This is a genomic window from Thermaerobacter sp. PB12/4term (assembly GCF_003403315.2).
In the GTDB taxonomy this organism is placed as follows: Bacteria; Bacillota; Sulfobacillia; order Thermaerobacterales; family Thermaerobacteraceae; genus Thermaerobacter.
Window position 1 is genome coordinate 994,946 of the sequence record NZ_CP048407.1, and the last position, 26,034, is coordinate 1,020,979.

Below are 26,034 nucleotides of genomic sequence, written 5' to 3' on the forward strand. Positions count from 1 at the left end.
GCGCCTGGGGGCCTGGGGGCGCAGGTAAGGCGCCGGTCGAGGGGTTTCAAGGCGCCGCCCGGGCAATCAAGGAGGGGAGCGCGGTGCTCGTCGGGGTGCGGTGCACGGTGGCCGACTGCCACTACTGGCGGGAGGGGAACTACTGCGACGCCGAGCAGATCCTCATCACCCACGACTGGGTCAGCGACCGGTTCCCCAACCGGATCGACGCGGCCGAAATCCAGGAGCTGTCGAGCCGGGTTGGTGGAACGCCGGCTCGCCAGGCCACGGACACCTGCTGCAAGACCTTCGAGCCGCGGCGGCGGTCGTAAAAGACGGGGGTGGAGCGCCCGCTGGCCGGGCCTCCACCCCCTTGTCGGTTCGTCCCCGGGGGCGGCATCGCCTGCCGGGCCTGGGGCTCGGGGTTACTTGCCGCTGCCCGCCGCCCTCGCCAGCTGCAGGAATTCGTCCAGGGGCGCCAGGGCGGTGTCCAGGGCCTCTTCCCAGAAGGCAGGCCGGGTCAGGTCGACGCCCAGGTGCCGGCGGGCCAGGTCTTCCACCGTCATGCGGCCGGTGTCTTGCAGCAGGGCGGCATAGCGGCGGGCGAACGACGGTCCTTCGGCCCGGGCCCGGGCGTACAGGCCGGAGCTGAAGAGGAAGCCGAAGGTGTAGGGGAAGTTGTAAAACGGCGCGTCGGTGGCGTAGAAGTGCAGCTTGGACGCCCAGAAGTACGGGTGGTACCGGTCCAGGCTGTCGTGGTAGGCACGGCGCTGCGCGTCTTCCATCAGGCCGTTGAGGTCGGCCACGCTCAGGGGACCCTGGCGGCGCGCCTCGTAGAAGGCCGTCTCGAACAGGAAGCGGGCGTGGATGTTCATGCAGAAGGAGACCCCGTCCAGCACCTGCTGCTCCAGGAAGGCCAGGCGCGTGTCCGTGTCGGGCGCATGCCGGATGGCGGCGTCGGTGACCACCCGCTCCGCGAAGGTGGAGGCCGTTTCGGCCAGGCTCATGGGGTAGTCCCGGACCAGCACGGGCAGGTCGTCCATCAACCACTGATGGTAGGCGTGTCCCAGCTCGTGGGCCAGGGTGCCCACGTTGGACGCCGTTCCGCCGAAGGTCATGAAGATCCGGGACTGGCGGCTCAGCGGGAAGCCGGTGCAGAACCCGCCGGCCCGCTTGTTGGGGCGGTCTTCGGCTTCGATCCAGCGCTCACTGAAGGCGCGCCGGGCCAGCCCCGCCAGCTCGTCGCTGAAGCGGGCAAACTGCTCGATGACGAAGTCCGCAGCCTCGTCGTACGTCACCTTGCCCTGGGCCTGGTAGACGGGAACATGGGCGTCGAACCAGGCAAGCCGCTGGACTCCAAGCCGTTCGGCCTTCCAGCGGAAGTACTCCAGCAGGGCGCCGCGCTTGCGGGCGACGGCATCCCACATGGCTTCCAGGGTGGCGCGCTGCATGCGGTTCTCGTCCAGGGGTTCCTTGAGGATGTCATTCCAGCCGCGGCGCCGGTACCACTGCCAGCGGAACCCGGCCAGGTGGTTGAGGGCGGCGGCGATGACCTCGGCCTCCTGGCCCCAGGCCGCCTCCCAGCGGTCGAACACGGCCGCGCGGACGGCCCGGTCGGGATCCTCCAGGCGATTGGCCGCCTGACCGACGGAGAGGTGGACGGTGCGATCCCCTTCCTGCACGGGAACCCGGATACGGCCGGCCACCAGCTCGTAGAGGTCTCCCCAGGCATGATAGCCGTCGACCGCCAGCGAGCCGGCCAGGGATTCCAGCTCGGGGTCCATGCGCTCCCGGGCCCGGCGGCGGCGTTCGTTCAGGGCGAAGGCCACTTCCCGCAGGCCGGGGTGCTCCAGGAGGGCCCGCCAGGCGGGATCGGACACCGCCAGCAGGTGCCGGTCCAGGTCGGTCCACAGGTTGTTGTAGGTGGCGCGCAGCTCGCCCACGCGGGTGAGCAACAGCCGCGCCCGCTCGTCGGTGGTGTCCTGGGAGACCAGGCAGTAGGTGAAGGCGCCCGCCTGCCCCAGCCGCGCGCCGGCGTCCTGCAGGCCGTTGACCAGGCTTTCCCAGTGCGCCGCCGGAGCGCCGGGGTCGAGCCGGCGCACCTCCTGCCGGAGGCGGTCCAGGTCCTGGGCCAGGGAAGCCAGGAAGGATTCAAACTGCGGCGATGCGCTGTCACCGGGGAAGAAGGTTTCCAGATCCCAGGTGGGGTTGTAGCGAGAACTCACGGCCACCGAAGCTCCACCGTCCTTTCGTGCCAGAACCCGTTTTTTGTTTTTCGCACCCGAAGGGAAGGATGCCTGCCGCTCCGGAACCTGCCGCGGTAGAGGGACGTTGGGGCCGGGGCTGGCAAGGCGGGGCTACGCGACCCCGGGAGCGGCAGGCCGGCGGTGGGGTAGCGGCCCCACGCTGCGGGCGGCGGCTGCCGGGCCGGGCCGCGCGGCTGGCAACGGGTGGTGTGGACAGGGTGCGGAGGGGTTGCTAAAATGAACGCCGCAGGGCCGCCCGGCCAGGACGGCCCGGCACGAACCCGGCACCGGGCGAGTCCCGGTGCTCCGGGCCGGCTCCGGCAGCACAGGCCCTGCCATGTGGTCTCATGCGGGAGTAGCTCAGGGGTAGAGCGTCTGCTTGCCATGCAGAAGGCCGCGGGTTCGAATCCCGTCTCCCGCTCATGGCTCCGCCTCCGGGACAGGTGCGGCTGGGACCTGTCCCGGTTCCTTTTGTGGCGCCCTGGGGCGGCGTTGCGGTGCCCCGGTGGCGGCGCAGGGCACTGCAGGGAGCGTTTCGCCCCTTTTCAGGGCGTGCTGCTCCATCCTGCTGTCCAGGCCGGCTTTGCAGGGCACACCCGGCAGGGTATAATCGGAGGGCGGATCAATCCGCCCGGCCCGCGGGCTTCCAGGCATACGGGCGGGCGGCGGCAACGCCCAAGCTCCGGTCGGCCAAGGGCCGCCGACGCGAAAGGCCGCGCCGTGAAAGCAAGGTCGCGTCGGCGAAGCAAGGCCGCGTAGCCAAGTGGTAAGGCAGGGGCCTGCAAAGCCCTTACTCGCCGGTTCGAATCCGGCCGCGGCCTCAGGAGCGGTCCTTCGGCGGAACGGTCACCGGCGGAGGATCGCCGGCGGGAGGTCCGGGTCGACCTCCCCATCAGGACCTGCAGCGGACCTGCAGCTGCAAGAGCGGCGAGGGAAGTGGCTCCCCGGATGCTCCCGGGTCCCGGGAGGGAGCCGGGGCCGGCAGAAGGCCGGGTTGACAGGCCTGCCGCGCGGCTCCTATAATCCGTCCTGCAGCGCAGGGGTTGAGCGGGCGGTTAGCTCAGTTGGTAGAGCACGTCGTTGACGTCGACGGGGTCAGTGGTTCGAGTCCACTACCGCCCACGACGGGCACCGGAGAGCAGGGCCGGTGCCCGTTTTTGTTCCCGGCGGCCCCCTTCCGCTACCGGTTCCCTGCCGGCGGCGGTTCATTGACCGTCCGGGAGCCGGAGGCGTAGAATGAAAACGAACGTCAGTGATAGTCAAAGTCATCCTGCGAAGGATCCGCATGCCGCGGAGGCGAAAGGCGCCTCCATGGCGTGCGGCGCCACGGCGCGCCCCGCGCCCGCGCGGGGCGCGCTCGCCGGCCGGGAGCGTGGGCCGGTGGCCCGCGCTCCCGGCCTTCCTCAAGGGAGAGAGGAGGCTTCGGAGTGACCGAGCCCTGGATGGACCCCTTGTCCCAGTGGATCACCCGCGCGGTGGAGGCCGTGAGCCCGTCGGTGGTGCAGATCGCGCGGCAGCACCGGCGCGGCGGGCGGCGCCTCATCGACGCCGTGGGTTCCGGCGTGATCTGGCGCTCCGAGCCGGGCCGCAGCCTGATCCTGACCAATGCCCACGTGGTCGGCCGCGCGGCGGAGGTCATGGTCCTCCTGCCGTCGGGCAAGCGGGTCACCGGGACGGTGGCCGGCCGCGACCGCGTGTACGACGTGGCCGTGGTGGAGATCGCCAGCGGCCCGCTGCCGGCAGCGACGCTGGGCGATTCGCGCGGCCTGAAGCCCGGTCAGGCGGTGATCGCCGTGGGCAACCCCTTCGGCCTGGGCACCACGGTGACCATGGGGATCATTTCCGCGGTGGACCGGTCGCTGCCTACCCCGCAGGGTACGCCGCTGGACGGGCTGATCCAGACGGACGCGCCCATCAACCCGGGCAACTCGGGTGGGCCCCTGGCCCTGCTGGACGGCCGGGTCATCGGGCTCACCACGGTCAAGCTGGACGCCCATGGCCTGGGGTTTGCCGTGCCGGTCCACCTGGTGGAGGCCATTGCCGGCCAGATCCTGCAGGAAGGGGCCGTGCGGCACCTGTGGCTGGGTATCCAGGGGTACGCCGAGGTGATCGACGACAACTGGGTGCGCACCTTCGAACTGCCGGCCGACCGGGGCATCGTCATCACCCGGGTGATGCCCTCCAGTCCGGCGGAGAAGGCCGGCCTGCAGGTCTTCGACATGATCGTGGCGGTGCAGGGGGAACATGTGGACACCATCGGCGACGTGCGCAAGCGGCTGGTGGGCCGCCGGCCCGGCGACCAGCTGGAGGTGACGGTGCTGCGCGGCGCCGAGTTGTTCCGCGTGCCCGTCCGCCTGGAGGAGATGCCCGCCCGCCGGCCGACCCGGGACAGTTGAGGGCGCGGTCGGTATTCCCGGCCCGTCCCGCGCGCCCGACCGGCCGGTCCCGCCGGCATGCCCGCCGGGGGTGTGCCCGGCGGGCGCTGCGGGCAGGTTCGTCCGGAAACCGGGCGGAGCACGGGCGGAGCCGCCGCGGGCGGGCCTTGACGCCCTGGAAGCGAGCCTTCACCCGGAGCGGGCCTTGACCCGGCCTCGACCCATGGAGGGATGGCGCGTGGTACCCTCAGGCGAAACGCTTCCGCCAGTGCGTTCCCCGGGCGGCCAGGGCAGTCCGGCGCCTTCATCCGGCGGTGCGTCCGGCGGTGGGGGCAGCGCCGGTGGGGGCGGCGGGGCCGTGCGGCTGCAACTGGTAGGAACCCGGTCGGGGCCCCACAGCCATCTAGGGGGCCTGGCCGCCATCCTGGTGGACGGCGACCGGGCCACCGTGTCGCCGGGTGCCCTGCACGCCAAATCGCCGGTCGAGCAGGGGGTACGCTGGGTGGACGATCCGGCCCAGGTGCCCGGGGCCCGCCAGTACTGGGTGGTCTGGATCGCCCAGGGCGGCGCCGGCGGGCGCGGGGTGCGGGGCGCCGTGGCCAGTCCTATGTGGATCGACCGGCAGGCCATGGCGGGGTACAAGCACCTGGCACGTCACGTCAACGACATGTCCCGGGCCCTTAAAGGGGTGATCGACCTGGAGGGGCTTTCGGACGCCCAGCGGCGGGCGGTGGGGGAGGCCATCCGCGCCCGGGCGCCCCAGGTTTGGGAGGCGACGGATCCCGCCGTCCGGGCCGCTCTGGGCGGTGATCCGGCTGGCGCTGCGAGGCCGGCTGAAGGCGGCCCGACCAGCCGGGACGGTGCCGCCACCGGGGACCGTGACGCCGCCACCTCCTGACCGTGGCCACCGGGCCGACCTCGAGAGTGCCGGACGCGGTGCCGCGCCGGCCCCCGCTTTCGCCCCCTGTCTCGCCTTCGCCCTGCGCCTTGGGCTCCGCTAGCGGGTTCCGCCCTTCACCCTGGCCCGGAGCTGGTATCGGAACCCGGCCCCACCCGGCGGCCGGGTCTTCTGCTTTTGCGGCGGCCGTTCGCGCCAGCGGTCGTTAATCCGGTCGTTCAGGTGGCCGTTCGAGTGACCGTTCAGGTGATCGCCCTGGGCCCGCTGCTGGCAGGCCGGACATGGGTGCCTTGATCGCCGCCGCACCGCCGCTTCACCGCGCGGCCGCCCACGCTGCCCCGGCATGTCCTCCCTCGCCCGGCCATATCGGTGACATGGGGCCTGGCGGTTGACCCCCCGCCCCCGTGCTCACACTACGGGGGAAGGCGGCGGGGAAGGGAGCGATGGGAATGTCCGACCTACTGGTCATCGGCACCGCCCAACCGCCGGATTCCTTGCGCCAGCGGCTGGAGCAGGAGGTGGCCGCCTTGACCCCCCTGGCGGCGGCCTGCGGGCTCGAGCCGCCCCAGCTGAGCGAATACCAGTGCGGCAACTGGTTCTTCCTGGCCGTCCAGGGCCCCGCCTTCCCGGGACGGCGCCGGAACGGGCCGTTGCGGGGCGGCAGCCGGACCCCGGCCGACCCGGCGGCGGTCCCGGGCGGGGGTCCCGGCGGCGCTGCCGGGTCCGGGGAGGAACCCGGCAGCGCCGGAGGCGCGCGGCCGGGTTCCCCGGGTCCGGCCGTACCCTGGAGCCGGATGGCCGCGGAGCTGCGGTACGACTTCAGCGGCCTGTTCTTGGGAGGGCCGGGGTGGATTTCGGGGGCCCTGGGCGCGGCCGCCGGCGCGGCCGCCCGCGGTGCGCCGTCCCGGCGGCGCGGCGCCGCCCCGGGACCGGCCGGTTCCTCCCTGCGCTCCACGCCGGCCCAGGCAGCGCATCCCGGCACCGCCGGGGTCGGGGGCGCCGGCACCCCTGGAGGCCGCCCGGGCGGAACCAGCGGCGGCTCAGGGGAAGCCGGGCGGCCCGGGGCAGGCGCGGAGTCCGGGGCGCCCGGCACCCGCCCTGCCGGCGCGGGGGGCGGGAACGGCGCCGCCGGGGCCCCGAGCCGGCCCGGCGGCGACCCGAACGGGGTGGCCGCGGCGGAATGGGTGACCACGCCGCCCGCAGGTACCGGTGCCGGCCCCGCCGGAAGGGGCGAGTCGGTGCCCGCGTCGGAGGCCGATCCCCTGTTCCGCGACTGGCGCGCCCGGGTGGTGCGGGCCATCGTGGCCTTCATCCACGACGAGCACCGCTGGCACCTGATGCAGCGGCTGGTCACCCGCCGCTACGCCCATCTGGCCCCCGACGCGCGGCACCAGGCCCTGGCCTACGCCCGCCGGCACCTGGCCGCCGCGCCGGCCCGGGACGGGCAGCTCCGCTACCAGTTGAGCCGCCAGGTGGCCGCGTACGTGGAGGGCGCCGGCTTGCTCCTGGTCGACGGGTTTCTGCGGTTCCGGTGCCGGGACTACGTGGAGGCCCTGGAGCTGGCCGTGGACCGGGCGGTGGACGAGTACCTGCTGGACCGGGAGTACCGGGACTTCGTGCGGCTGCTGCGGCAGTTCGTCGACCTGCAGGTGCCGCGGCTGGACGTGGTCCATGTGGTGGTGGAACCGTCGGGCGCCTTCACCATGACCGACGAGCAGGGGCGGGCCGTGTCCCTGCCGCCGGGAGAGGCCTGGGTGGCCGGCCCGGGGGAGGGGCTGGCGCCGGATCCCGGCGACGCCCTGGTCAGCGCCCTGGTGACGGTGGCCGCCCGCCGGTTCGTGGTGCACCTGCGCCGCCGCAACCAGGGGCTGGGCGGTGACACCCGGGACATGCTGGAGCAGGTCTTCGGCAACCGCGTGGAGGTCTGCACGGGCTGCACCCGCTGCCGCTCGCGCCAGCGGCGCCCGGCGGCTCCGGCCCCGTCGGCCCGGTGACCCTGCCGTGCCGGCGCCGGCAAGCCACCGCCGGCCCGCAGGTGGGGAGGCGCCCGGCGTTCCCGCGGCCGTGGTATAGTGGCGGCCGGGAGGGACGCCCGTGGACACGGCGTGGTTCACCCTGCCCCTGACGGGCGGGCTCATCGGTTGGGCCACCAACCGGGTGGCCATCTGGGCCCTGTTCCGGCCCATCCGGCCCTGGCGGGTGCCGGGGGTGGGATGGACCTTGCAGGGCCTTTTGCCACGCCGCCAGGCCGACCTGGCCCGCGCCCTGGCCGAGGCGGTGGAACGGGACCTGCTGACGGCGGCCGACGTGCGGGAACACCTGCGCCGGCTGCCCCTGGACCGGGCGGCGGCCGACGCGGTGGCCCGGATGGTGCGGGAGGCGGTGCTGGCCCGCCTGCCGGCGCTGGTTCCTCGCGCCTGGTCCCTGCAGCTGGCCGATCGCATCGCCCAGGAGGCGCGCTACGAGGTGGCGCGCCGCTTTCCCGAGCTGGCCGAGGGCCTCTGGGCCGCCGCGGGCGAGGGCCTGCGCCTGGGTCCGGTGGTGGAACGGAAGCTGCTGGCCCTCGACCCGGCAGGCGTTGAAGATCTGGTCCTGCGGCTGGCCGGGAAGGAATTGCGCTTCGTCGAGTGGTCGGGGGCGGTGCTGGGATTCCTGGTCGGCCTGTTCCAGGCGCTCCTGGTGACCGTCGCCTGAAACCCCGGCCGCAGGCGCGGGGGCGGCGGCCGGCCGGACCCCGCCGGGGCGGCCGCGTGCCGCGTCGGGGCATGGCGGCCCGTGACGGTGGCTCGATGGCTGCGCGCAGGATCCCCTTTGCCCCGGCACCAGGGTTGGCTATAATTTCGGCCAAACCGGTGCCCGGAGGATCCGGGCACGCCGGCGACGATGAAGGGGACACGACCGGAGGAGCGGCCCCGCCAGAGAGGGCGGGTCCCCCGCCGCGGCCAGCCCGGGGTGGAGTGCAGCCGGGCACCGCGGGCGGGGGGCTGGGAGCCTGCCCCGGAAGGCCACCGCCGGTTACCACCCCGGAGTTGCCGGTCCCAGGTGCGAGCGCAGGGCCCGGCGGCCGGGTTCGACCGGCCGGCGGCGGCGCCGCCCCGGAACAGCGGCACCCCCGCCGGGGGCCGGGAGCGGGCGGGCAGCTGCCGCCGGCGCGGCGGCGACCGGGGCCGCGGCCCGCGGAGGCTGCAAGAGCCTCCCTGCAGCACCGAGGACCGGCCGGTGGCCCCCGTTACCGGGCAGAAAGCGGGTGCCATGCGGTAGTTGGGGCGGGTTCCCATCCCCGGTGGCACCAAAAAGGGTGGAACCGCGAGGCCGGCGGGCCTCGTCCCTTTGGGACGGGGCCCCTTTCTTTTGCCCGCTTCAGATCCCTAGAAGGACGGTGAGGGACGTTGGACGAACCGGCGCGCAGGGAGACTGGCGCCATGATCGTGGTGGAGCTGCCCGGCGGCAGCCGCCGGGAACTGCCCCGGGGCATCACGCCCCTGGAGGTGGCCCAGCAGATCGGCCCGCGCCTGGCCCGGGACGCGGTGGCGGCCCGCTGGAACGGGCAGGTCATCGACCTGAACCGGCCCCTCGAAGAGGACGGCCGGCTGGAGATTCTCACCTTCGCCGACGAGGCGGGGCGGGAGGTCTACCGCCACAGCACGGCCCACCTGATGGCCCAGGCGGTGAAGCGCCTCTGGCCGGAAGCCCAGCTGGCCGTGGGGCCGCCGCTGGAGGACGGGTTCTTCTACGACATTCAGACCCCCCGGCCCCTTTCCACCGACGATCTGGAAGCCATCGAGCGGGAAATGGCCCGGATCGTGCAGGAAGACCTGCCCATCCGCCGGCGGCCGGTCAGCCGGCAGGAGGCCCTGGATCTCTTCCGGCAGCGGGGGGAGCGGTACAAGGTCGAGATCATCGAGGCCATCCCCGAGGACGAGCCGCTGACGGTCTACGAGCAGGGGGAGTTCGTCGACCTCTGCCGGGGGCCTCACCTGCCGTCCACGGGGCGGATCAAGGCCTTCAAGCTCACCGGCGTGGCGGGCGCCTACTGGAAGGGCGACGAGAAGGGACCCATGCTGACCCGCATCTACGGCACCGCCTTCCCCTCCGCCCGGGAGTTGGAGGAGCACCTCCAGCGGCTGGAGGAGGCCAGGCGCCGCGACCACCGCAAGCTGGGCCCCGAGCTCGACCTGTTCCACTTCGAGGAGGTGGCGCCGGGGTATGCCTTCTGGCATCCCAAGGGGGCCACGGTGTACGGGCTCCTGGAACAGTTCTCCCGGGAGCTGCAGGCGCGCTACGGCTACCAGGAGGTCCGCACCCCCGAGATCTTAAAGGTTGACCTGTGGCATCGCTCCGGCCACTGGGAGCACTATCGCGACAACATGTTCCTGATCGAGCGGGAGGATGCCCTGTTCGGCGTCAAGCCGATGAACTGCCCGGGGCACTGCCTGCTCTACCGCAGCCGGATCCGCTCCTACCGCGACCTGCCCCTCCGCCTGGCGGAATACGGCCGGCTGGCCCGCTTCGAGCGCTCCGGCACGCTGCACGGCCTCTTGCGGGTGCGGGGCTTTGAGCAGGACGACGCCCACCTGTTCGTCCGGGAGGACCAGATCGAAGAGGAGATCGGCCGCGTCCTGGAGCTGGTGGACACCATCTACGGCACCTTCGGCATGCCCTACGAGATCAAGCTGGCCACGCGGCCGGAGAAGTTCATGGGCGATCCGGCCTTGTGGGAGCGGGCGGAGGCGGCCCTGGCGCGGGCCCTGGAGGCGGCGGGCCGGGACTACACCCTGGCGCCCGGCGACGGCGCCTTCTACGGGCCCAAGCTGGACTTCTACGTCATCGACTCCCTGGGGCGGAAGTGGCAGACGGCCACGGTGCAGCTGGACTTCCAGATGCCGATCCGGTTCGAACTGACCTACGTGGACGCCGCGGGCCAGGAGCAGCGGCCGGTGATGATCCACCGGGCCATCATGGGCTCCCTGGAGCGGTTCATCGGCATCCTGATCGAGCACTATGCCGGCGCCTTCCCCGTCTGGCTCGCCCCGGTGCAGGTCCGGGTGCTGCCCGTCAGCGACCGGCACCACGACTACGCGCGCCGGGTGGAAGAACGGCTGCGGGCGGCGGGCCTGCGGGTCGAGGTCGATGCCCGGGACGAGAAGCTCGGGTACAAGATCCGCCAGGCCCAGGTGGAAAAGGTGCCCTACATGCTGGTGGTCGGCGATCGGGAGGCCCAGGAGGGCCAGGTCGCCGTGCGCAGCCGGGACCGGGGTGATCTGGGCAGCCAGTCCCTGGAAGACTTCGTACGCCTCATCACCGAGAAGGTGGCTCGGCGGCAGGGGAACCCGGCTTGACCAGTTTGACCATTTTTTGGGGAGGAACCTCGTCCAGCGCGGCGAAATCCACCCCATCACGGACCCGGAACCGTGCCGCCGGCGCGCCTTGCGCCCGCGGGCGGCAGGGCGGTGTACACCACTCCCGGGCCGAAGGGTGAGGGGGGCTTTGATGGTGAAGACGTGGCGGCGGCGCCTGCAGGCGCTGGCGCTGGTGGCCGTCCTGGCGGTCCTGGCCACGGCGTGCGGCGCGCCGGCCCAACCTTCGGGTGAGGGTGGCGGGGGCAGCGGCGGCGGGGAGGCCGGCCTGCCGGCGGACACCCTGGTCTGGGGGCGCGGCGGCGATTCGGTGTCGCTGGATCCGGCCAATGTCACCGACGGCGAGTCCATGAAGGTCACCCACCAGATCTACGACACGCTGGTGGAGTTCAAGGAGGGCAAGACGGAGGTCGAGCCGTGGCTGGCCACCGGCTGGGAGGTCAGCGACGACGGCAAGGTCTGGACCTTCCACCTGCGCCAGGGCGTCACCTTCCACGACGGCACGCCCTTCAACGCCGAGGCCGTGGTCTTCAACTTCGAGCGCTGGATGAAGACGGACAACCCTTACCGGCACGAGGGCGAGAACTTCGAATACTACGCCTACATGTTCGGCGGGTTCGACGAGGAGTCGGTGATCGAGAAGGTCGAAGCGGTGGACGAGTATACCGTCCGCTTTACCTTGCGGGAGCCGCTGGCGCCCTTCCTGCAGAACCTGGCGATGCCGTGCTTCGCCATCGCCAGCCCGGAGGCGATCAAGAAGTACGGCGCCGACTTCGGCCGCAATCCGGTGGGCACCGGACCCTACAAGTTCGTGGAATGGGTCCCGGACCAGCAGATCGTGCTGGAGGCCTACGACCAGTGGTGGGGCGAGCCGAAACCCAAGATGAAGCGGATCGTCTACAAGGCGATCAAGGACAACTCGGCGCGGCTGGCCGAACTGATGGCGGGGACCATCGACGTGATGGAAGACCCGAACCCGGCCGACCTGCCCACCATCGACACCGGCCAGTTTGACATCCTCTACCGCGATGCGAACAACGTCGGCTATCTGGCGCTCAACAACGACAAGGAGCCCTTCAACGACGTGCGGGTGCGCCAGGCCATCGCCCACGCCATCAACAAGGAGGAGCTGGTCAAGGCCTTCTGGGGTGAGCTGGGCCAGGCGGCCAAGAACCCCATGCCGCCCGCCATGTGGGGTTACAACGACGACATCCAGGACTACGAGTACGACCCCGAGCGGGCCAAGGAGCTGCTGGCCGAGGCCGGCCATCCCGACGGGTTCCAGACGGAGCTCTGGACCATGCCCGTGCCGCGGCCTTACATGCCCCAGCCCGAGCAGATCGCCGAGGCCATCCAGCAGCAGCTGGCGGCGGTGGGCATCCAGGCGGAGATCGTCCGCCACGAGTGGGACGTCTACCTGGAGAAGACGGGCAACGGGGAGCACCCCATGGCCCTGCTGGGCTGGATCGGCGACAACGGCGACCCCGACAACTTCCTGTACGTGCTTTTGGACAAGGACAACGCCCGCACGCCCGGTGCCGGCAACATCTCCTTCTACCGCAGCGAGGAGGTCCACCAGCTGCTGGTGCGGGCGCAGCGCACCCCGGACCAGGCCCAGCGGGACCAGCTCTACCGGCAGGCGCAGGAGATCATCCACCGGGACGTGCCCATGATCCCCCTGGCCCACGCCCGCTCGCCCATCATCGTGCGCAAGGGCGTGGAGGGGCTGGTCCCGAGCCCGCTGGGCAGCGAGAAGCTGCATAAGGTGTCGGTTACCCGCTAGACCGCGGAGTGCAGTCCCGGAGTGCGCCGGTTTCTGCCGGCAGGCGGGTGCGGTGGCCGGGAAGGCAACAGGTGGCGGAGGGCAACGGAACGGTCGCAGGCCGGGGCGGGGACCCCGTCCCGGCCTGCGCCTTGCCCGGGGCCCAAGGCCGCCCGGTGTACCCCTGTGGCATCCGGCGGCGGGTGCGGGCGCGGGGCGGGCTAGCGCCCGGAGATAGCGAGGCGAGAGCGTGCTGCGGTATGTGATCAAACGGTTGTTGCTGCTCATTCCGACCCTGTTCGGCATTTCGGTGGCCGTCTTCGGTTTCTTGTACCTTATCCCCGGCGATCCGGCCCAGGCCATCCTGGGGGAACGGGCCACGCCGGAGATGCTGGCCCGGCTGCGGGAGGAGATGGGGCTCAACGATCCCTTCTGGGTGCAATACGGGCGCTTCGCCGGCCAGTTGTTGCGGGGGGAACTGGGGCGCTCCCTGCGCAGCGGCCTGCCCGTCAGCCGGGACATTGCCGTCCGCTTGCCGGCGACCATCGAGTTGACCTTTGCCGCCATGCTGGTGGCGATCCCCCTGGGGGTGCTGGCCGGCGTCATCGCCGCCGTACGGCGCCGCACCATCCTGGACTACGGCGTGATGGCGGGATCCATGGTCGGTGTCTCGATGCCCATCTTCTGGCTGGGGCTCGTGATGATGTACTACCTGGCCGTCGACCTGAAGTGGCTGCCGCCGTCGGGCCGGTTGTCGGTGGAATACGAGGCCCAGGTGCCCTTCATCACGGGCATGTACCTGGTGGACACCCTGCTGGTGGGCAACTTGCCTGCCTTCGTCGATGCCGCCCGGCACCTGGTCATGCCCGCCCTGGCCCTGGCCACCATCCCGGCCGCCTTCATCGCGCGCATGACCCGCTCCAGCCTGCTGGAGGTGCTTCGGCAGGATTACGTGCGCACGGCCCGGGCCAAGGGCCTTCTGGAGCGAATCGTCACCCTGCGGCACGCCCTGCCCAACGCCATGCTGCCCGTTCTGACGGTGACGGGCCTCCAGGTGGGCAGCCTGCTGGGGGGCGCGGTGCTGACCGAGACCATCTTTTCCCTGAACGGCGTGGGACGGTATATCGTCGATTCCATCAGCTACCGCGACTATCCCGCCGTGCAGGGCGCCGTGTTCTTCGTGGCCACCCTGTTCGTGCTGACCAACCTGGTGGTCGACCTGCTCTACGCCCTGGTGGACCCGCGCATCCGCTACGACTGATGACCGGCTGGTGCCCGGGAACCGCACGGAGGGAAACGCATGGCAGCCCTTTCCCGCGAAATGCAATCTGCAGCCCCCCTGCCGCCGGCGGCGCCGCTGCCGCTGGGCCACGGATTCTGGCGCCGCTTTCTTGGCCACCGGTCGGCGGTCCTGGGCGGGGGCATCGTCCTGGCCTTCGTCCTCGTCGCTCTACTGGCCCCGCTGCTGGCGCCGTACCATCCGACGGACGACGCGGATCTGCTGCAACGCCTCCAGCCGCCGTCGGCCGAGCACTGGCTGGGCACGGACCACCAGGGCCGCGACGTCTTGAGCCGCATCATCTACGGGGCCCGCATCTCCCTGCGGGTGGGCGTGGTGTCGATGCTGATGGCTGCCGTGGCGGGCACCGTGTGGGGGGCCCTGGCGGGGTACTACGGCGGCTGGTTCGACATGATCTCCGGGCGGCTGGTGGACCTGATGCTGGCTTTCCCCAGCATCCTGCTGGCCATCGCCTTTGCCGCCTTTCTGGGACCCAGCCTGGAGAACACCATGTACGCCGTCGCGCTGGTCGCGGTGCCCCAGTACATGCGGCTGATGCGCGGCCAGGTGCTCTCGCTCCGGGAACAGGACTACGTGGCGGCGGCGCGCGCCCTGGGCTTTTCCGATGCGCGGATCATCGTCCGCCACATCCTTCCCAATGCCCTGGCGCCGCTGATCGTTCAGGGAACGCTGGGTGTGGGGACGGCGGTCCTCGACGCGGCGGCCCTGAGCTTTCTCGGGCTGGGCGCGGTGCCACCCCAGCCGGAATGGGGCCGCATGCTCAACGATGCCCGGACGGTCTTCCGTGTGGCACCCTGGAACATGACCTTTCCCGGGTTGGCGATCATGCTGGTGGTGCTGGGCTTCAACCTCCTGGGAGACGGCTTGCGGGACATCCTGGATCCCCGGGCCCGGGACGATTGACGTCGCGGGGCCGGCCGGTCCCGGCCCCGGCGCCGCCGGCACTGCACCCCGGCTGCGATTGACGGGCTCTGGCACCGGTGCTACAATGCCTCAGGCTAGTCGCTTCCTGCGACCGGCTGGCATTTTTGTCTCAACCGGCAGGCAAGCGGAAGCACGAGCTTCCCACCCCAGCGCGTGGAAACTGCGACTGGGGTTTCGGGCCGGGCGGCCCGGTGGCGATCCCTTCCGCCCAGCGGGCACCTGCATGCGGGGTGCCGGCGGCAGGCGCAGGGTGTCGCGGTGCCGTCCGGGGGATGAGCGGGCGCCGCTTGCGCCCGTTTGCTGTTTTTGAGGTGGTACGGCAGGTCATGGGACGGGTGCCTCCACCCGGGCGGTAAGCGCGGGTGGTGGGGTGCCGGCCAAACTTCCGGAGGTGACGCGCAATCGTCAGGGACCTGCGCGTGAACGAGCAGATTCGCGTGCGCGAGGTCAGGGTCATCTCGCCCGAGGGCGAGCAGCTGGGCATCTTCCCGACCCACGAAGCCCTGCGCATGGCCTACGAGCGGAACATGGACCTGGTGGAGGTGGCTCCGCAGGCCCGGCCGCCCGTGTGCCGCATCATGGACTACGGCAAGTTTAAATACGAGCAGGCGAAACGGGATCGGGAAGCGCGCAAGCGGCAAAAGATTGTGGATATCAAAGAGGTCAAGATGCGGCCGCGCATCGACCAGCATGACTTCGAGGTCAAGCTGCGCAATGCCCGGCGGTTCCTCGAGGACGGCGACAAGGTCAAGGCCACCATCATGTTCCGGGGGCGGGAGATCGTCCACGCCGACCTGGGGCGCCAGGTGCTGGAGCGGCTGGCCAGGGCGGTGGAGGACATCGCCACCATCGAGCGCCGCCCCGTGGTGGAAGGCCGGAACATGACCATGGTCCTGGCGCCACGCCCCCAGGTGGTGGGTGCGGCCCGCGCCGAGGCCCGGCCGGCGGCCGGGGAGGGCGAGGGGGCCGCGGGTCCTGCGGGCGAGGAATCGCGCGCCACATGACATCCGGTTCGTCCCATGACCGGTGACGGGGCCTGGCCGCAACCCGGTGGCCGCCGCGGGGCGGCCACCCGGCGGTGAGTCCCGGCATCCGTGCAAGCCGCCAGCAGCGGCTAGCTTGTCTGACAATGTGCCAATTCTCCATAGATGGCCGAAGGAGGCTGGCCCCATGCCCAAGATGAAGACCCACCGCGGTGCGGCCAAGCGGTTCCGCCGGACGGCGCGGGGGCGCTTCAAGCACCAGCGCAGCAACCGCGGGCACCTGAACGAGAAGAAGACGGGCAAGCGCATGCGGCGCCTGCGCCAGCCCGCCGTGCTGGGTGCGGCCGACACCAGGACCGTGCGCAAGCTGCTGCCGTACCAGTAAGGCCGCTATGGCCCAGGCGGCCATGGCCGCCCGAGGACAAGCGGCGGGCCCCGGCGGGAAGCAGCGGCGGTCCCGCCGCGCTGCGCGGCGGCAGTAGACGCGGCATCATGCCATCCGCCAGCAAGGCGTAAGGAGGAAGGTTTTCATGCCACGGGTCAAGGGCGGTCCCCGGACGCGCCGCCGGCACAAGAAGATCCTGAAGCTCGCCCGCGGCTACTACGGCCGGCGGAGCAAGACGTTCCGTGCTGCCAACGAACAGGTGCTGCACTCCCTCTGGTACGCTTACCGGGACCGGAGGGCACGCAAGCGGGACTTCCGCCGGCTCTGGATCCAGCGGATCAACGCGGCCGCACGGCAGTACGGGCTGTCCTACAGCCGGCTGATGAGCGGCCTGCGCAAGGCCGGCGTGGGCCTCAACCGGAAGGTGCTGGCCGACCTGGCCGTGCGGGACGGAGCGGCCTTCCGGGCGGTGGTGGAACGCGCGCGCCAGGCCCTGGGCACCTGACGCCGGGCCGGCGGCGCGGGGCGGCTCGCCACGGCGGGCCGCCCCGCTTGTTCTTCCGTTCCAATTGATGGGCCTTCATCAGGAGGAACCCGCTACACGATGTCCCGATCCGCCGGTTCAACAGGCAACGGCCCTGGCCCGGAGGAACCCGGCACCCGGTGGGCTGCCGGCGAAGGCCGGGCCGGTCCGGTCCGCGAGCCCAACCCGGCCCGGGTGCTGGCCCTGGGGTTTGCCGGGGTCATCCTGCTGGGCGGCCTGCTGCTGAGCCTGCCCTTCGCCTGGGAGCCCGGCCACCGGGTGAGCTTCCTGGACGCCCTTTTCACGGCCACGTCGGCGGTGTGCGTGACGGGGCTCGTGGTGACGAACACCGCCGAGACCTTCTCCACGGCGGGCGAGCTCATCATCCTGGCGCTGATCCAGGTGGGCGGCCTGGGCGTCATGACCATGTCGACCCTCTTCGCCATCCTGGTGGGCAAGCGCATCACCTTCCGGGAGCGCCTGCTGATCCAGGAATCCCTGGGCCAGCTCTCGCCGGCGGGCATGGTCCGGCTGGTGCTGTACGTGGCGGCCGTCACCGCAGGATTTGAAGTGGTGGGGGCGACCCTGCTCACCCTGTACTGGTGGCTGGCCTACGACATGCCCTTCGGCCTGGCGGCCTATCGCGGCCTCTTCCACGCCGTTTCCGCCTTCAACAACGCCGGTTTCGACGTCTTTGACAGCCGCCGGCCCAGCCTGGAGCGGTTCGCCGGTGACCCGGTCATCACCCTGACCATCGGCGGGCTGATCGTGGCCGGAGGCCTGGGCTTCACCGTGCTGGCGGACCTGGGCCGGCGTCTCCGGCATCCGCGGCACCGGCTCTCCCTGCACACGCGCCTGGTGCTGTGGACCACGGCGGCCCTGCTGGTGCTGGGCACGGTGCTGGTGGCGGCCGGCGAGTGGTCGAACCCGGCCACCATGGGCCGGCTCTCCCCGGGGGGCCGGTTCTGGGCCGCCCTCTTCCACTCCATCACGCCGCGCACGGCCGGCTTCAACATGCTGCCCATGGCGGAGCTGACCAACCTCACGGTCCTCGCCACCATCCTGCTCATGTTCGTCGGCGGCTCGCCGGCAGGCACGGCCGGCGGCATCAAGACCACCACCCTGGCCCTGCTTCTGGCCACGGTGCGGGCCACCGTCCGCGGCGAGGACGAGCTGGTGCTGATGGAGCGGCGCATCCCCACGCTGGTCGTGGCCAAGGCCCTGGCCCTGGCGGTGATGGCCGCGGGCCTGGTGCTGGCGGTGACTGTGGGCATGCTGCTCTGGGACGGTCATTCCCTGGAGGCGACGGTCTTTGAGGTGGTTAGCGCCTTTGGCACCGTCGGCCTGAGCCTGGGCATCACGCCGGAGCTGACGGCGGCGGGCAAGGTGCTGATTCTGCTTACCATGTATGCTGGGCGGGTCGGGCCCCTGACGGTGGCCGTCGCCCTAACCCGGCGGGGCCGGCGCCCGCGGGCGGTGCGGTACCCCGAAGAGCGGGTGCTGGTGGGATAGGCTGCGGGCCGTGGCGGCACGCCAGGCCGCGGCAGCTCCGGCCCGGGGAGGCCGCCGCGACGGCCGCTACGACCCTTGCCGGGGGCGCCCCGGCAAGGGCCCAGGAAGAGGTCAAGGAGGGGAAGGGCGGATGCCCGTCCGGGAATTTGCCGTCATCGGGCTCGGCCGGTTCGGCCGGGCGGTGGCGACCACCCTGTACGAGATGGGGTTCAGCGTGCTGGGGATCGACTCCGACGAGCAGGTGGTGCAGGACATGGTCCAGCACGCCACCCACGTGGTAACCGCCGACGCCACCGACGAGGACGTCTTGCGGTCCTTGGGCCTGCGCAACTTCGACGTGGTGGTGGTGGCCATCGGCGACCTGGAGGCCAGCGTCCTGGTGACCCTCATGCTGAAGGAGATGGGGGTCCGGCGGGTGGTGGCCAAGGCCGTCAGCGAGCATCACGGCCGGGTGCTGCAGCGCATCGGCGCCGACCGGGTGGTCTTCCCCGAGCGGGACATGGGCATTCGCCTGGCCCAGCGCATGGTATCGGCCCACTTCCTGGACTACATCGAGGTCTCGCCGGACATCAGCGTGGTCGAACTTCAGGCCGGCGGGGACATGGTGGGCAAGACGCTGGAGCAGCTGCGGCTGCGCAACCGCTTCCGCGTGACGGTCATCGCCCTCCGGCGCGGGGACGAGGTGATCGTGGCCCCGGGCGCCGGGGCCACCATTCAGGCGGGGGACCTGGTGGTGGTCATCGGCAGCAACGAGAACATCCGCCGCATGCAGGAAGAACTCGGCCTCTAGCCGTCCGGTCCCGGCCGCGGCGCCGGCAGGCCGGGATCGGCCCGGCCGTTGCGGGACCAGGGGACCGGCTGCGGCCGGGCGTGCAACCGGCAGGGGAGGGACCGCAGGCCAGCGCCATGCTCATCACATCGCCCCACAACCCGCGGATCAAGCGGCTGCGCCAGCTCCAGGAACGCCGCCACCGCCGGCGCCTGGGTGCCACCCTGGTGGAGGGGCGCCGCTTCGTGGCGGAGGCGCTGGCGGCCGGCCGGGCCGTCCGCCAGGCCGTGTACACCGCCGCCTTTGCATCCTCGGCGGCAGGAGCGGCTCTGCTGCGCGACCTGGCCTCGGCCGGCTGCCAGCTGGCGGAGGTGCCGGACCGGCTGCTGGCGGAGGTGGCCTTGACCGAAACGCCCCAGGGGATCGTGGCTGAGGTGGCCGTGGACGAACCCGGCCCCGCCGGTCCCAGCTGGTGGCAGGGAGTGGCAGCGGCCCCCCTGCCCCTGGCCCTGCTGCCCGATGGCGTGCAGGACCCGGGCAACCTGGGGACCCTGTTGCGGGCAGCCGAAGGGCTCGGGGCGGCGGGAGCCGTGATGGTACCGGGTACCGTCGATCCCTTTCACCCTCGGGCCGTGCGGGCGTCGGCCGGCGCATGCCTGCGGCTCGCGCTGGCCCGGGCGGGCGACGCGGCGGAGGCCGCCCGCGCCGCCCGGGCGGCGGGCCTGGCGGTGTGGGTGGCCGAAGCCGGTGCGGCCACCGCCTGCTGGGATGTGGACTGGCGCCGCCCCGCCCTGCTCGTGGTGGGCAACGAAGGGGCCGGCGTCAGCCCCGCGGTGGCCGGGCAGGCCACGGGCCGGGTGGCCATCCCGCTGGCGGGGGGCATCGGGTCCCTTAACGTGGCCATGGCCGGCACCATCCTGCTCTACGAGGCGGCCCGGCAGGCTGCGAATTCCGGTTCCGGGCCCGGGACCGGCCAGGGGGCGGGGGCCCTCTCCTGAGCGGCGGCCCTCCGGCCGAATCGGGTGCCCGTCGCCCGTCCCAAGAAGCTCGGTCGCCGAAGTTCAGTCGCCGAAGAAGGGCAGGTCGAAATCGAACAGGTCGTCGAGAAAGTGCTTGCGCCGCTTGCGGCCGTAGGGGTGACGCGTGTACGGGACCTCATGGCCGGTCTCCCCGCGGTGCCGGAAGTCTTCCTCCTCCCAGCGCTCGGCGCCGGCCAGGAGCTTCTCCAGCTCGCCCCGGTCGAGCCAAACGCCGCGGCACTCGGGACACACGTCGATGGCCACGCCGCGGCGCTGTACCTCGCGCATGGGCACCTCGCACAACGGGCAGCGGATCATGATTCCACCTCCCAGACCATGGTAGCCCAGGGGGCCGGGCGGAGCCAGCCAGACCCGCAGGGCAGGGCCGGTGGAAAAGGCCCGCACCGGCCCCGGGGCGGGGCCTGGGATGGCCATGCCCTGGCGCTGGTTGTGGGATTTCCCGGAGCCATGCTATAATGCCCGCAACTGGCAGGCGGCCGCCAGGCAGGGAGAGGTGCGGAGATGGGTCCGCTGACGGCCGACGTCTTCTGGCAGCTGTTCGAGCGCACCGGGTCGGTGGTGGCGTTTCTGCTGTACCGGTTGTTCCTGGGCGCCGACGGCTGACGGGCGCCGGCAGCGGCGGCAACCGGTGGGTGCCATGGCAACCGGTTCTGTACCGTCACCGCCCTAAACGGAATGTCCCAGGGGTCGCTTTGACAGCCGCCCCATCGGCGGCGGGCGCAGGCCGATCCCAGGCGGCGCCTCCCTTCAGCGTAGCCAACGACAGCCAGGAGATCTTCCAGCAGACCTGCAAGGAACGGGTCGAGTAGTCCGGAGACGGCCCTGCAGAGAGGGCGGGCCGGAGGCTGCAAGCCCGCCCGGGCGACGGCCGGATGAAGTTCCCCCGGGAGCAGGCGGCTGAACGGGCGAGATGCGGCGGCCAAGCCGGTGTCCGGTGGAAGCCGGTTCGTCCCAGTAGGCCGTTCCGGGAGGGGCCCGTTATCGCCCCAGCGGTCGGTCACGGTGTCGGGGCCAGGGGCGTGGCGCCCGGCGCTGTCGCAGCGGCCTGGGCGGGGCTTGTCCCGTACCGTGCCGACCCGCCGAGGCGCCGTGCCGCGAGGCCGGCGCGAACCAGGGTGGTACCGCGGAGCTCGTCCGCCCCCGGAGGGGGCGGCTTTTTTGTTGGCTGCAAACCCGTCGAGGGGACGTCCCCATGGACGTGCACGGCCCCATCGAGGCACGGCCAACCCAGAAGGCGCACAGCCGACCGAGAAGGGGTTAGGGAAAGAGGTGGCACGTGGTGACCCAGGGTGCGATGGAACCGCAGCAGGGGGGACAGGCTCCGCCGGTGCGCGGCGAGGATCCCGGTGCCGGCAGGGGCACGTCCAGCCCAGCTCCCGATCCGGAGGGCATCGCCGAGCTGCAGCACCAGGCGGAGGCCGCCATCGCCGGAGCCGAAAGCCTGGCGGACCTGGAACGGTTGCGGGTCGAGTGGCTGGGCAAGAAGGGCCGCATCAGCCAGCTGCTGCGGCAGATGGGAAGCCTCCCGCCCGACCGGCGGCCGGCCTTCGGCCAGCGGGCCAATGCGGCCCGGCAGGCGGTGGAGGAGGCCCTGTCCCGGCGTCGCCGGCAGCTGGAGGCCCAGGAAGAGCGGCGCCGCCTGGCGGCGGAACGGATCGACGTCACCTTGCCCGGGCGCCCGGTGCTGCGGGGGCGGCGGCATCCCCTGCGCCGGGTGGAGCTGGAGATCATCGCCATCTTCCGGGGGCTGGGGTTCACCGTGGCCGAAGGGCCGGAAGTGGAGCGGGATTACTACAACTTCGAGGCCTTGAACATCCCGGCGGACCACCCGGCCCGCGACATGCACGATACCTTCTACCTGACGGGCGACATCCTGCTGCGCACCCACACCTCCCCGGTCCAGGTGCGCTACATGCAGGCCAGGGCGCCCCAGCTGCCGGTGCGGATCATCGCCCCGGGCCGGGTCTACCGCCGGGACGACGATGCGACCCACTCGCCCATGTTCCACCAGGTGGAGGGCCTGCTGGTGGACCGGGGAGTCAGCTTTGCCCACCTGAAGGGCACCCTGGCCGAGTTCGCCCGGCGCATGTTCGGCCCCCAGACCCGCTACCGGTTCCGGCCGAGCTACTTCCCCTTCACCGAGCCCAGCGCCGAGATGGACGTCTCCTGTCCCCTGTGCGGGGGCAGCGGCTGCCGCACCTGCGGCGGCAGCGGCTGGATCGAGATCCTCGGCTCGGGCCTGGTCCACCCGGCGGTGCTGCGGGCGGGGGGGTACGACCCGGAGCAGGTTTCGGGCTTCGCCTTCGGCATGGGCATCGAGCGCATTGCCATGATCAAGTACGACATCGACGATCTGCGCCTGTTCTTCCAGAACGATCTGCGGTTTCTCGGCCAGTTCCGCTGACGGCCGGGGTGGGGTGCAAGGGCCTCGGGGGCGGTCCGGCCTGGCGGGCCGGCCGGCCAGGCGGGCGGTACCCGGGCCGCGCCCCGCAAGCCATGCCGGTGGCCACGGCGGGACAGGGGAACAGGCATCGCGGCGACGGGGAGGAAGGCCAAGGTGCGCGTGCCGGTGGAGTGGTTGCGGGATTTCATCGACGTGGAAGAGGATGCCCGGACCCTGGCCGAGCGGCTCACCGCCCTGGGCCTGGAGGTAGAGGCCGTGGCGGTGGTGGCGCCCGAGGCGCGGGGTGTGGTGTCGGCCCGGGTGGAGGCGGTGGAAGCCCACCCCGAGGCGGCGGGCCTCAAGGTCTGCCGGGTGGCGGCAGGACCTGCCGGCCGGTTCACGGTGGTCACGGGGGCACCCAACGTGCGCCCCGGCATGGCGGTGGCCATGGCCCTTCCCGGGGCGGTGCTGCCCGGGGGGATGGACATCGGCGTGCGGGACGTGCGGGGTGTGGCTTCGGAAGGCATGCTGTGCTCCATCGCCGAGCTCGGCCTGGGGGACCAACCGGCCGACCGCGCCGGGCTGGCCGACCTGGAGGACCTGGCCGGGGGCGACCCCGCGGGCGTGCCCGCAGCGGGGGCGGACCTGGCTCCCTGGCTCGGCTGGACCGAATCGGTGCTGGAGCTTAGCCTGACGCCGAACTACGCAGCCCATTGCCAGAGCATCCTGGGCATCGCCCGGGAGCTGGCGGCCGCCACGGGCCGTCCCTGGCGCTTTCCCTGGGACCGGCAGGGGGAAGGGGGACCGGGCAGGCAGGCCGCAGCCGGTGTCGCGGCCGGGGGGGCCCCGGCGCCGGAGGCGCCAGGAGGGCCCGGCGGCGGCGAACCCGGGCGGCAGGAGGCTGCTGCGGCGCCGGCGGAGGCGTTCCTGGGAGGCGACTGGCCGGTGCGGGTCCGCATCGCCGACCCTGAGGGGTGCGGCCTGTACGTGGCCCGGATCCTCCTGGAGGTGCGGCCGGGCGGCTCGCCCCTCTGGCTGCGCCGGCGCCTGGTGGCGGCCGGCATGCGGCCCATCGACCGCATCGTCGACGTGACCAACTACGTCATGCTGGAGCTGGGCCAGCCCCTGCACGCCTTCGATGCGGAGGCCGTCGGCGGGGGGACGGTGGTGGTCCGCTCGGCGGCGCCGGGGGAGGTGCTGGAGACCCTGGACGGCCGCCGGCGTACCCTGGCGGAGGACGACCTGGTCATCGCCGACGCTTCCCGGCCCATCGGCCTGGCGGGGGTGATGGGCGGCGGCAATTCGGAGATCACCCCGGCCACCCGGGTGGTCCTGCTGGAGTCGGCCTGGTTCGAGCCGCGGCGGGTGCGGCGCACCGCCCGGCGGCACGGCCTGCTGACCGAGGCCGCCCAGCGGTTCGAGAAGGGGGTTGACCCCGAAGGCGTGGTGCGGGCAGCCGACCGGGCCATGGACCTGTTCCAGCAGGCCGGCGCGGGCCGGGCGGCCCCGGGTGCCGCGGTCGCCCGGGCGCGGGCCTTTCCCGAGCGCCGGGTGCCCTGGCGTCCCCAGCGGCTCCGCCAGTGGCTGGGGGTCGACCTGGACGACAGGACCATGGCGGGCCAGCTGGAGCGGCTGGGGTTTGCCGTCGACCCCGGGGCGGGGCAGGTCCGGGTGCCCTCCTACCGCACCGACATCGAGGGGGAGGTGGACCTGGCCGAGGAGGTGGGCCGGGTCTACGGCCTGGACCGGATCCCCGCCCTGCTGCCGGGCGGGATCCCGGCGCCCGACCAGGTCTCGCCCCGCCTGGCGCTGACATGGCAGGTGCGGGAGGCCCTGGCCCGGGCCGGAGCCCAGGAGGTGGTGAGCTGGGCCTTCACCCGGCCGGCGGTGTGGGACGGGCTGCGGCTCCCGGCCGATCACCCCTGGCGGCGGGCCATCCCCCTGCTCCACCCCCTGGCGGAAGAACACAGCCTCTTGCGCACCACCCTGTTGCCCGGCCTGCTGGACGTCCTGGCCTACAACGCCCGCCGGCAGCAGGCGGGGGCGCTGGTGTACGAGGCGGGGGCCGTGTTCGTCCCGGAGGACCTGCCGCTGCGGGAGTTGCCGGCGGAGCCCGTCCGGGTGGGCCTGGCGGGTTATGGCGAGCTGGGCGGCCTGCACTGGGCGGCGCCGCCGGTCCCCGTGGACTTCTTCACCCTGAAGGGCGTGCTGGAGGCGCTGCTGGACGAGCTGGGCATCCCGGCGGCGGCCTGCCGCTGGGAGCCGGTGGAGGAGCCGTGGCTTCACCCGGGCCGGGCGGCCGGGCTCTGGCTGGAGGGGCGGCGGGTGGGCTGGCTGGGCGAACTGCACCCCCAGGTGGCGGCGGCCTGGGACCTGGCGGGCCGCGCCGTGGCGGCGGAACTGGACCTGGAGGCCCTGCTGCCCGCGGTGCAGCCCGTACCGGCCTACCGGCCGGTAGCCCGGTTCCCGGCGGTGCGCCGCGACATCGCGGTGCTGGCCCCCCAGGAGATGCCCGCGGCGGCCATCACCCAGCGCATCCGCCAGGCGGCGGGCCCGCTGCTGGAAGCCGTTCACCTGTTCGACCGGTACACGGGGCAGCCGGTGCCCGAGGGGCAGGTCAGCCTGGCCTTCGCGCTGGTCTACCGGGCGGCGGACCGCACCCTGACCGATGAGGAGGTCGACGGGGTCCACGGCCGGGTGCGGCAGGCCCTGGCGGACATGGGGCTGACCCCCCGGTCCTAGGGCGGCTTGCCGGGACGCTCGCCCGGCGGGCTGGGGCGTCCCCGCCAGGGGGCGCCGGGGTGCCGCGCACCGGGCCGGCCCTGGGTTCGCCAGCCGGCGGGGGCGGCGGCCCGCGAGGCGGCAGGGGGCGACCGCCAGGGGCGGGAGGGCCCGCACCGGCGGGGGCGACGGGAGAAGGGCCCTCCCGGGGCTCCGTTCCCGGCAGCGGCAGGAAACGGCGGGTGCTGCCCGAAAGCTCTATCGCGGGAGGGGCCCGGACATGCGTGATGTGCCTCCGGCCGGGGGTCAGGACGAGGGGACAACCCACCGGGTCACGGTGCGGATCTTCGGGGAGGAGTACGTCCTCCGGGGTGAGGCGCGCCCGGCGTACATGGAACGCCTGGCCGACATGGTCGACCGGCGCATGAACGAGATCGCCAAGCGCCACCCGCGCCTGGGCATCACCCGGATCGCCGTCCTGGCCGCCATCAACCTGGCCGATGAGCTCACCAAGCTGGAAGAGCAGTACCAGCGCGTGCTCGGCATGCTGGAGCGGGAATGGGACCGGCGCAAGCGGGAACTCAACGGCCGCTCGTCCGGGCAGGGCGCTCGCACGGCCGCACCGGGTGCCACGGGGGGGAGCGGCGGGGTACCGGCGGGACCGGGCAGCGGCGGCGCGCCGGGGAGCACTGCCGCGGCCGGGCAGGGGCTCCCGGCGGGAGGATCTGCGGCGGGGTCCGGCGGACCGGCCACAGGGCGGCCTGATGGCTCCTGGTCCGGCGGGGCGTCCCCGGCCGGGGATGGCCGGTGAGCCCGCAAGAAGGCACCAGCCGCAGCCCGCGCCCTGGCGCCGCCGGCGGGCCCGGGAGCTCCGCCG

At 72.5% G+C, this 26,034-nt stretch carries 20 protein-coding genes and 3 tRNA genes; 21 read left to right on the top strand and 2 right to left on the bottom strand.

Annotated features, from left to right (window positions below; genetic code table 11):
• Nucleotides 1–83: 83 nt before the first annotated feature.
• Nucleotides 84–311, top strand: a complete 228-nt coding sequence (locus DYI95_RS04060) for a DUF1540 domain-containing protein (RefSeq protein ID WP_116900695.1) — start codon at nucleotides 84–86, stop codon at nucleotides 309–311.
• 93 nt (nucleotides 312–404) lie between these two features.
• On the opposite strand, the gene DYI95_RS04065 is transcribed toward DYI95_RS04060, so the two are convergent.
• Complete coding sequence (locus DYI95_RS04065) at nucleotides 405–2,210, bottom strand: M3 family oligoendopeptidase (RefSeq protein WP_116900694.1); 1,806 nt, start codon at nucleotides 2,208–2,210, stop codon at nucleotides 405–407.
• 364 nt (nucleotides 2,211–2,574) lie between these two features.
• Here DYI95_RS04065 and DYI95_RS04070 point away from each other — a divergent pair.
• The 17 genes from DYI95_RS04070 (at nucleotide 2,575) to DYI95_RS04150 (ending at nucleotide 20,011) form a co-directional block, all read left to right on the top strand.
• Nucleotides 2,575–2,646: transfer RNA gene (locus DYI95_RS04070), tRNA-Gly, on the top strand.
• A gap of 328 nt (nucleotides 2,647–2,974) precedes the next feature.
• Nucleotides 2,975–3,046, top strand: a tRNA-Cys gene (locus DYI95_RS04075).
• Between the two features lie 228 nt (nucleotides 3,047–3,274).
• Nucleotides 3,275–3,347: transfer RNA gene (locus DYI95_RS04080), tRNA-Val, on the top strand.
• 305 nt (nucleotides 3,348–3,652) lie between these two features.
• Nucleotides 3,653–4,621: a S1C family serine protease gene (locus tag DYI95_RS04085; protein WP_116900693.1), complete on the top strand. Its 969-nt coding sequence runs from the start codon at nucleotides 3,653–3,655 to the stop codon at nucleotides 4,619–4,621.
• Nucleotides 4,622–4,958: 337 nt separating this feature from the next.
• A complete protein-coding gene (locus DYI95_RS04090; RefSeq protein WP_158556048.1) occupies nucleotides 4,959–5,498 on the top strand; it encodes a YwhD family protein in 540 nt (179 codons plus the stop codon).
• Nucleotides 5,499–5,947: 449 nt separating this feature from the next.
• Entirely contained in the window at nucleotides 5,948–7,492 is a 1,545-nt protein-coding gene (ytxC, locus tag DYI95_RS04095; RefSeq protein WP_116900691.1) for a putative sporulation protein YtxC, read from the top strand.
• A gap of 100 nt (nucleotides 7,493–7,592) precedes the next feature.
• Complete coding sequence (locus DYI95_RS04100) at nucleotides 7,593–8,192, top strand: DUF445 domain-containing protein (RefSeq protein WP_040826344.1); 600 nt, start codon at nucleotides 7,593–7,595, stop codon at nucleotides 8,190–8,192.
• Between the two features lie 728 nt (nucleotides 8,193–8,920).
• Nucleotides 8,921–10,837 carry a threonine--tRNA ligase gene (thrS, locus tag DYI95_RS04105; protein WP_116900690.1) on the top strand — a complete coding sequence of 639 codons (1,917 nt, stop codon included), beginning with the start codon at nucleotides 8,921–8,923 and terminating at the stop codon, nucleotides 10,835–10,837.
• A gap of 151 nt (nucleotides 10,838–10,988) precedes the next feature.
• Nucleotides 10,989–12,638 carry an ABC transporter substrate-binding protein gene (locus tag DYI95_RS04110; RefSeq protein WP_116900689.1) on the top strand — a complete coding sequence of 550 codons (1,650 nt, stop codon included), beginning with the start codon at nucleotides 10,989–10,991 and terminating at the stop codon, nucleotides 12,636–12,638.
• 229 nt (nucleotides 12,639–12,867) lie between these two features.
• Complete coding sequence (locus DYI95_RS04115; protein WP_116900688.1) at nucleotides 12,868–13,878, top strand: ABC transporter permease; 1,011 nt, start codon at nucleotides 12,868–12,870, stop codon at nucleotides 13,876–13,878.
• Between the two features lie 39 nt (nucleotides 13,879–13,917).
• Nucleotides 13,918–14,820, top strand: a complete 903-nt coding sequence (gene nikC / locus DYI95_RS04120; RefSeq protein ID WP_116900687.1) for a nickel transporter permease — start codon at nucleotides 13,918–13,920, stop codon at nucleotides 14,818–14,820.
• A gap of 440 nt (nucleotides 14,821–15,260) precedes the next feature.
• Nucleotides 15,261–15,845: a translation initiation factor IF-3 gene (infC, locus tag DYI95_RS04125; RefSeq protein ID WP_116900686.1), complete on the top strand. Its 585-nt coding sequence runs from the start codon at nucleotides 15,261–15,263 to the stop codon at nucleotides 15,843–15,845.
• A 166-nt stretch (nucleotides 15,846–16,011) separates the two neighbouring features.
• Nucleotides 16,012–16,209, top strand: a complete 198-nt coding sequence (gene rpmI / locus DYI95_RS04130) for a 50S ribosomal protein L35 (protein ID WP_116900685.1) — start codon at nucleotides 16,012–16,014, stop codon at nucleotides 16,207–16,209.
• Between the two features lie 145 nt (nucleotides 16,210–16,354).
• Complete coding sequence (rplT, locus tag DYI95_RS04135; RefSeq protein WP_006903980.1) at nucleotides 16,355–16,714, top strand: 50S ribosomal protein L20; 360 nt, start codon at nucleotides 16,355–16,357, stop codon at nucleotides 16,712–16,714.
• A 99-nt stretch (nucleotides 16,715–16,813) separates the two neighbouring features.
• Nucleotides 16,814–18,244: a TrkH family potassium uptake protein gene (locus tag DYI95_RS04140; protein ID WP_116900684.1), complete on the top strand. Its 1,431-nt coding sequence runs from the start codon at nucleotides 16,814–16,816 to the stop codon at nucleotides 18,242–18,244.
• 130 nt (nucleotides 18,245–18,374) lie between these two features.
• Nucleotides 18,375–19,034 carry a TrkA family potassium uptake protein gene (locus DYI95_RS04145; RefSeq protein ID WP_006903978.1) on the top strand — a complete coding sequence of 220 codons (660 nt, stop codon included), beginning with the start codon at nucleotides 18,375–18,377 and terminating at the stop codon, nucleotides 19,032–19,034.
• A 116-nt stretch (nucleotides 19,035–19,150) separates the two neighbouring features.
• Nucleotides 19,151–20,011 carry an RNA methyltransferase gene (locus DYI95_RS04150; RefSeq protein WP_116900683.1) on the top strand — a complete coding sequence of 287 codons (861 nt, stop codon included), beginning with the start codon at nucleotides 19,151–19,153 and terminating at the stop codon, nucleotides 20,009–20,011.
• A 63-nt stretch (nucleotides 20,012–20,074) separates the two neighbouring features.
• On the opposite strand, the gene DYI95_RS04155 is transcribed toward DYI95_RS04150, so the two are convergent.
• Nucleotides 20,075–20,467, bottom strand: a complete 393-nt coding sequence (locus DYI95_RS04155) for a zf-TFIIB domain-containing protein (protein WP_243149858.1) — start codon at nucleotides 20,465–20,467, stop codon at nucleotides 20,075–20,077.
• A gap of 865 nt (nucleotides 20,468–21,332) precedes the next feature.
• On the opposite strand from DYI95_RS04155, the gene pheS reads away from it, so the two are divergent.
• From pheS to DYI95_RS04170, 3 genes are all read left to right on the top strand, one after another.
• Nucleotides 21,333–22,457: a phenylalanine--tRNA ligase subunit alpha gene (gene pheS, locus DYI95_RS04160; RefSeq protein WP_116900712.1), complete on the top strand. Its 1,125-nt coding sequence runs from the start codon at nucleotides 21,333–21,335 to the stop codon at nucleotides 22,455–22,457.
• Between the two features lie 153 nt (nucleotides 22,458–22,610).
• On the top strand, nucleotides 22,611–25,178 hold the full coding sequence (gene pheT / locus DYI95_RS04165) for a phenylalanine--tRNA ligase subunit beta (RefSeq protein WP_116900682.1): 2,568 nt from the start codon (nucleotides 22,611–22,613) through the stop codon (nucleotides 25,176–25,178).
• Between the two features lie 259 nt (nucleotides 25,179–25,437).
• Nucleotides 25,438–25,968 carry a cell division protein ZapA gene (locus DYI95_RS04170; protein ID WP_116900681.1) on the top strand — a complete coding sequence of 177 codons (531 nt, stop codon included), beginning with the start codon at nucleotides 25,438–25,440 and terminating at the stop codon, nucleotides 25,966–25,968.
• Nucleotides 25,969–26,034 lie beyond the last annotated feature (66 nt).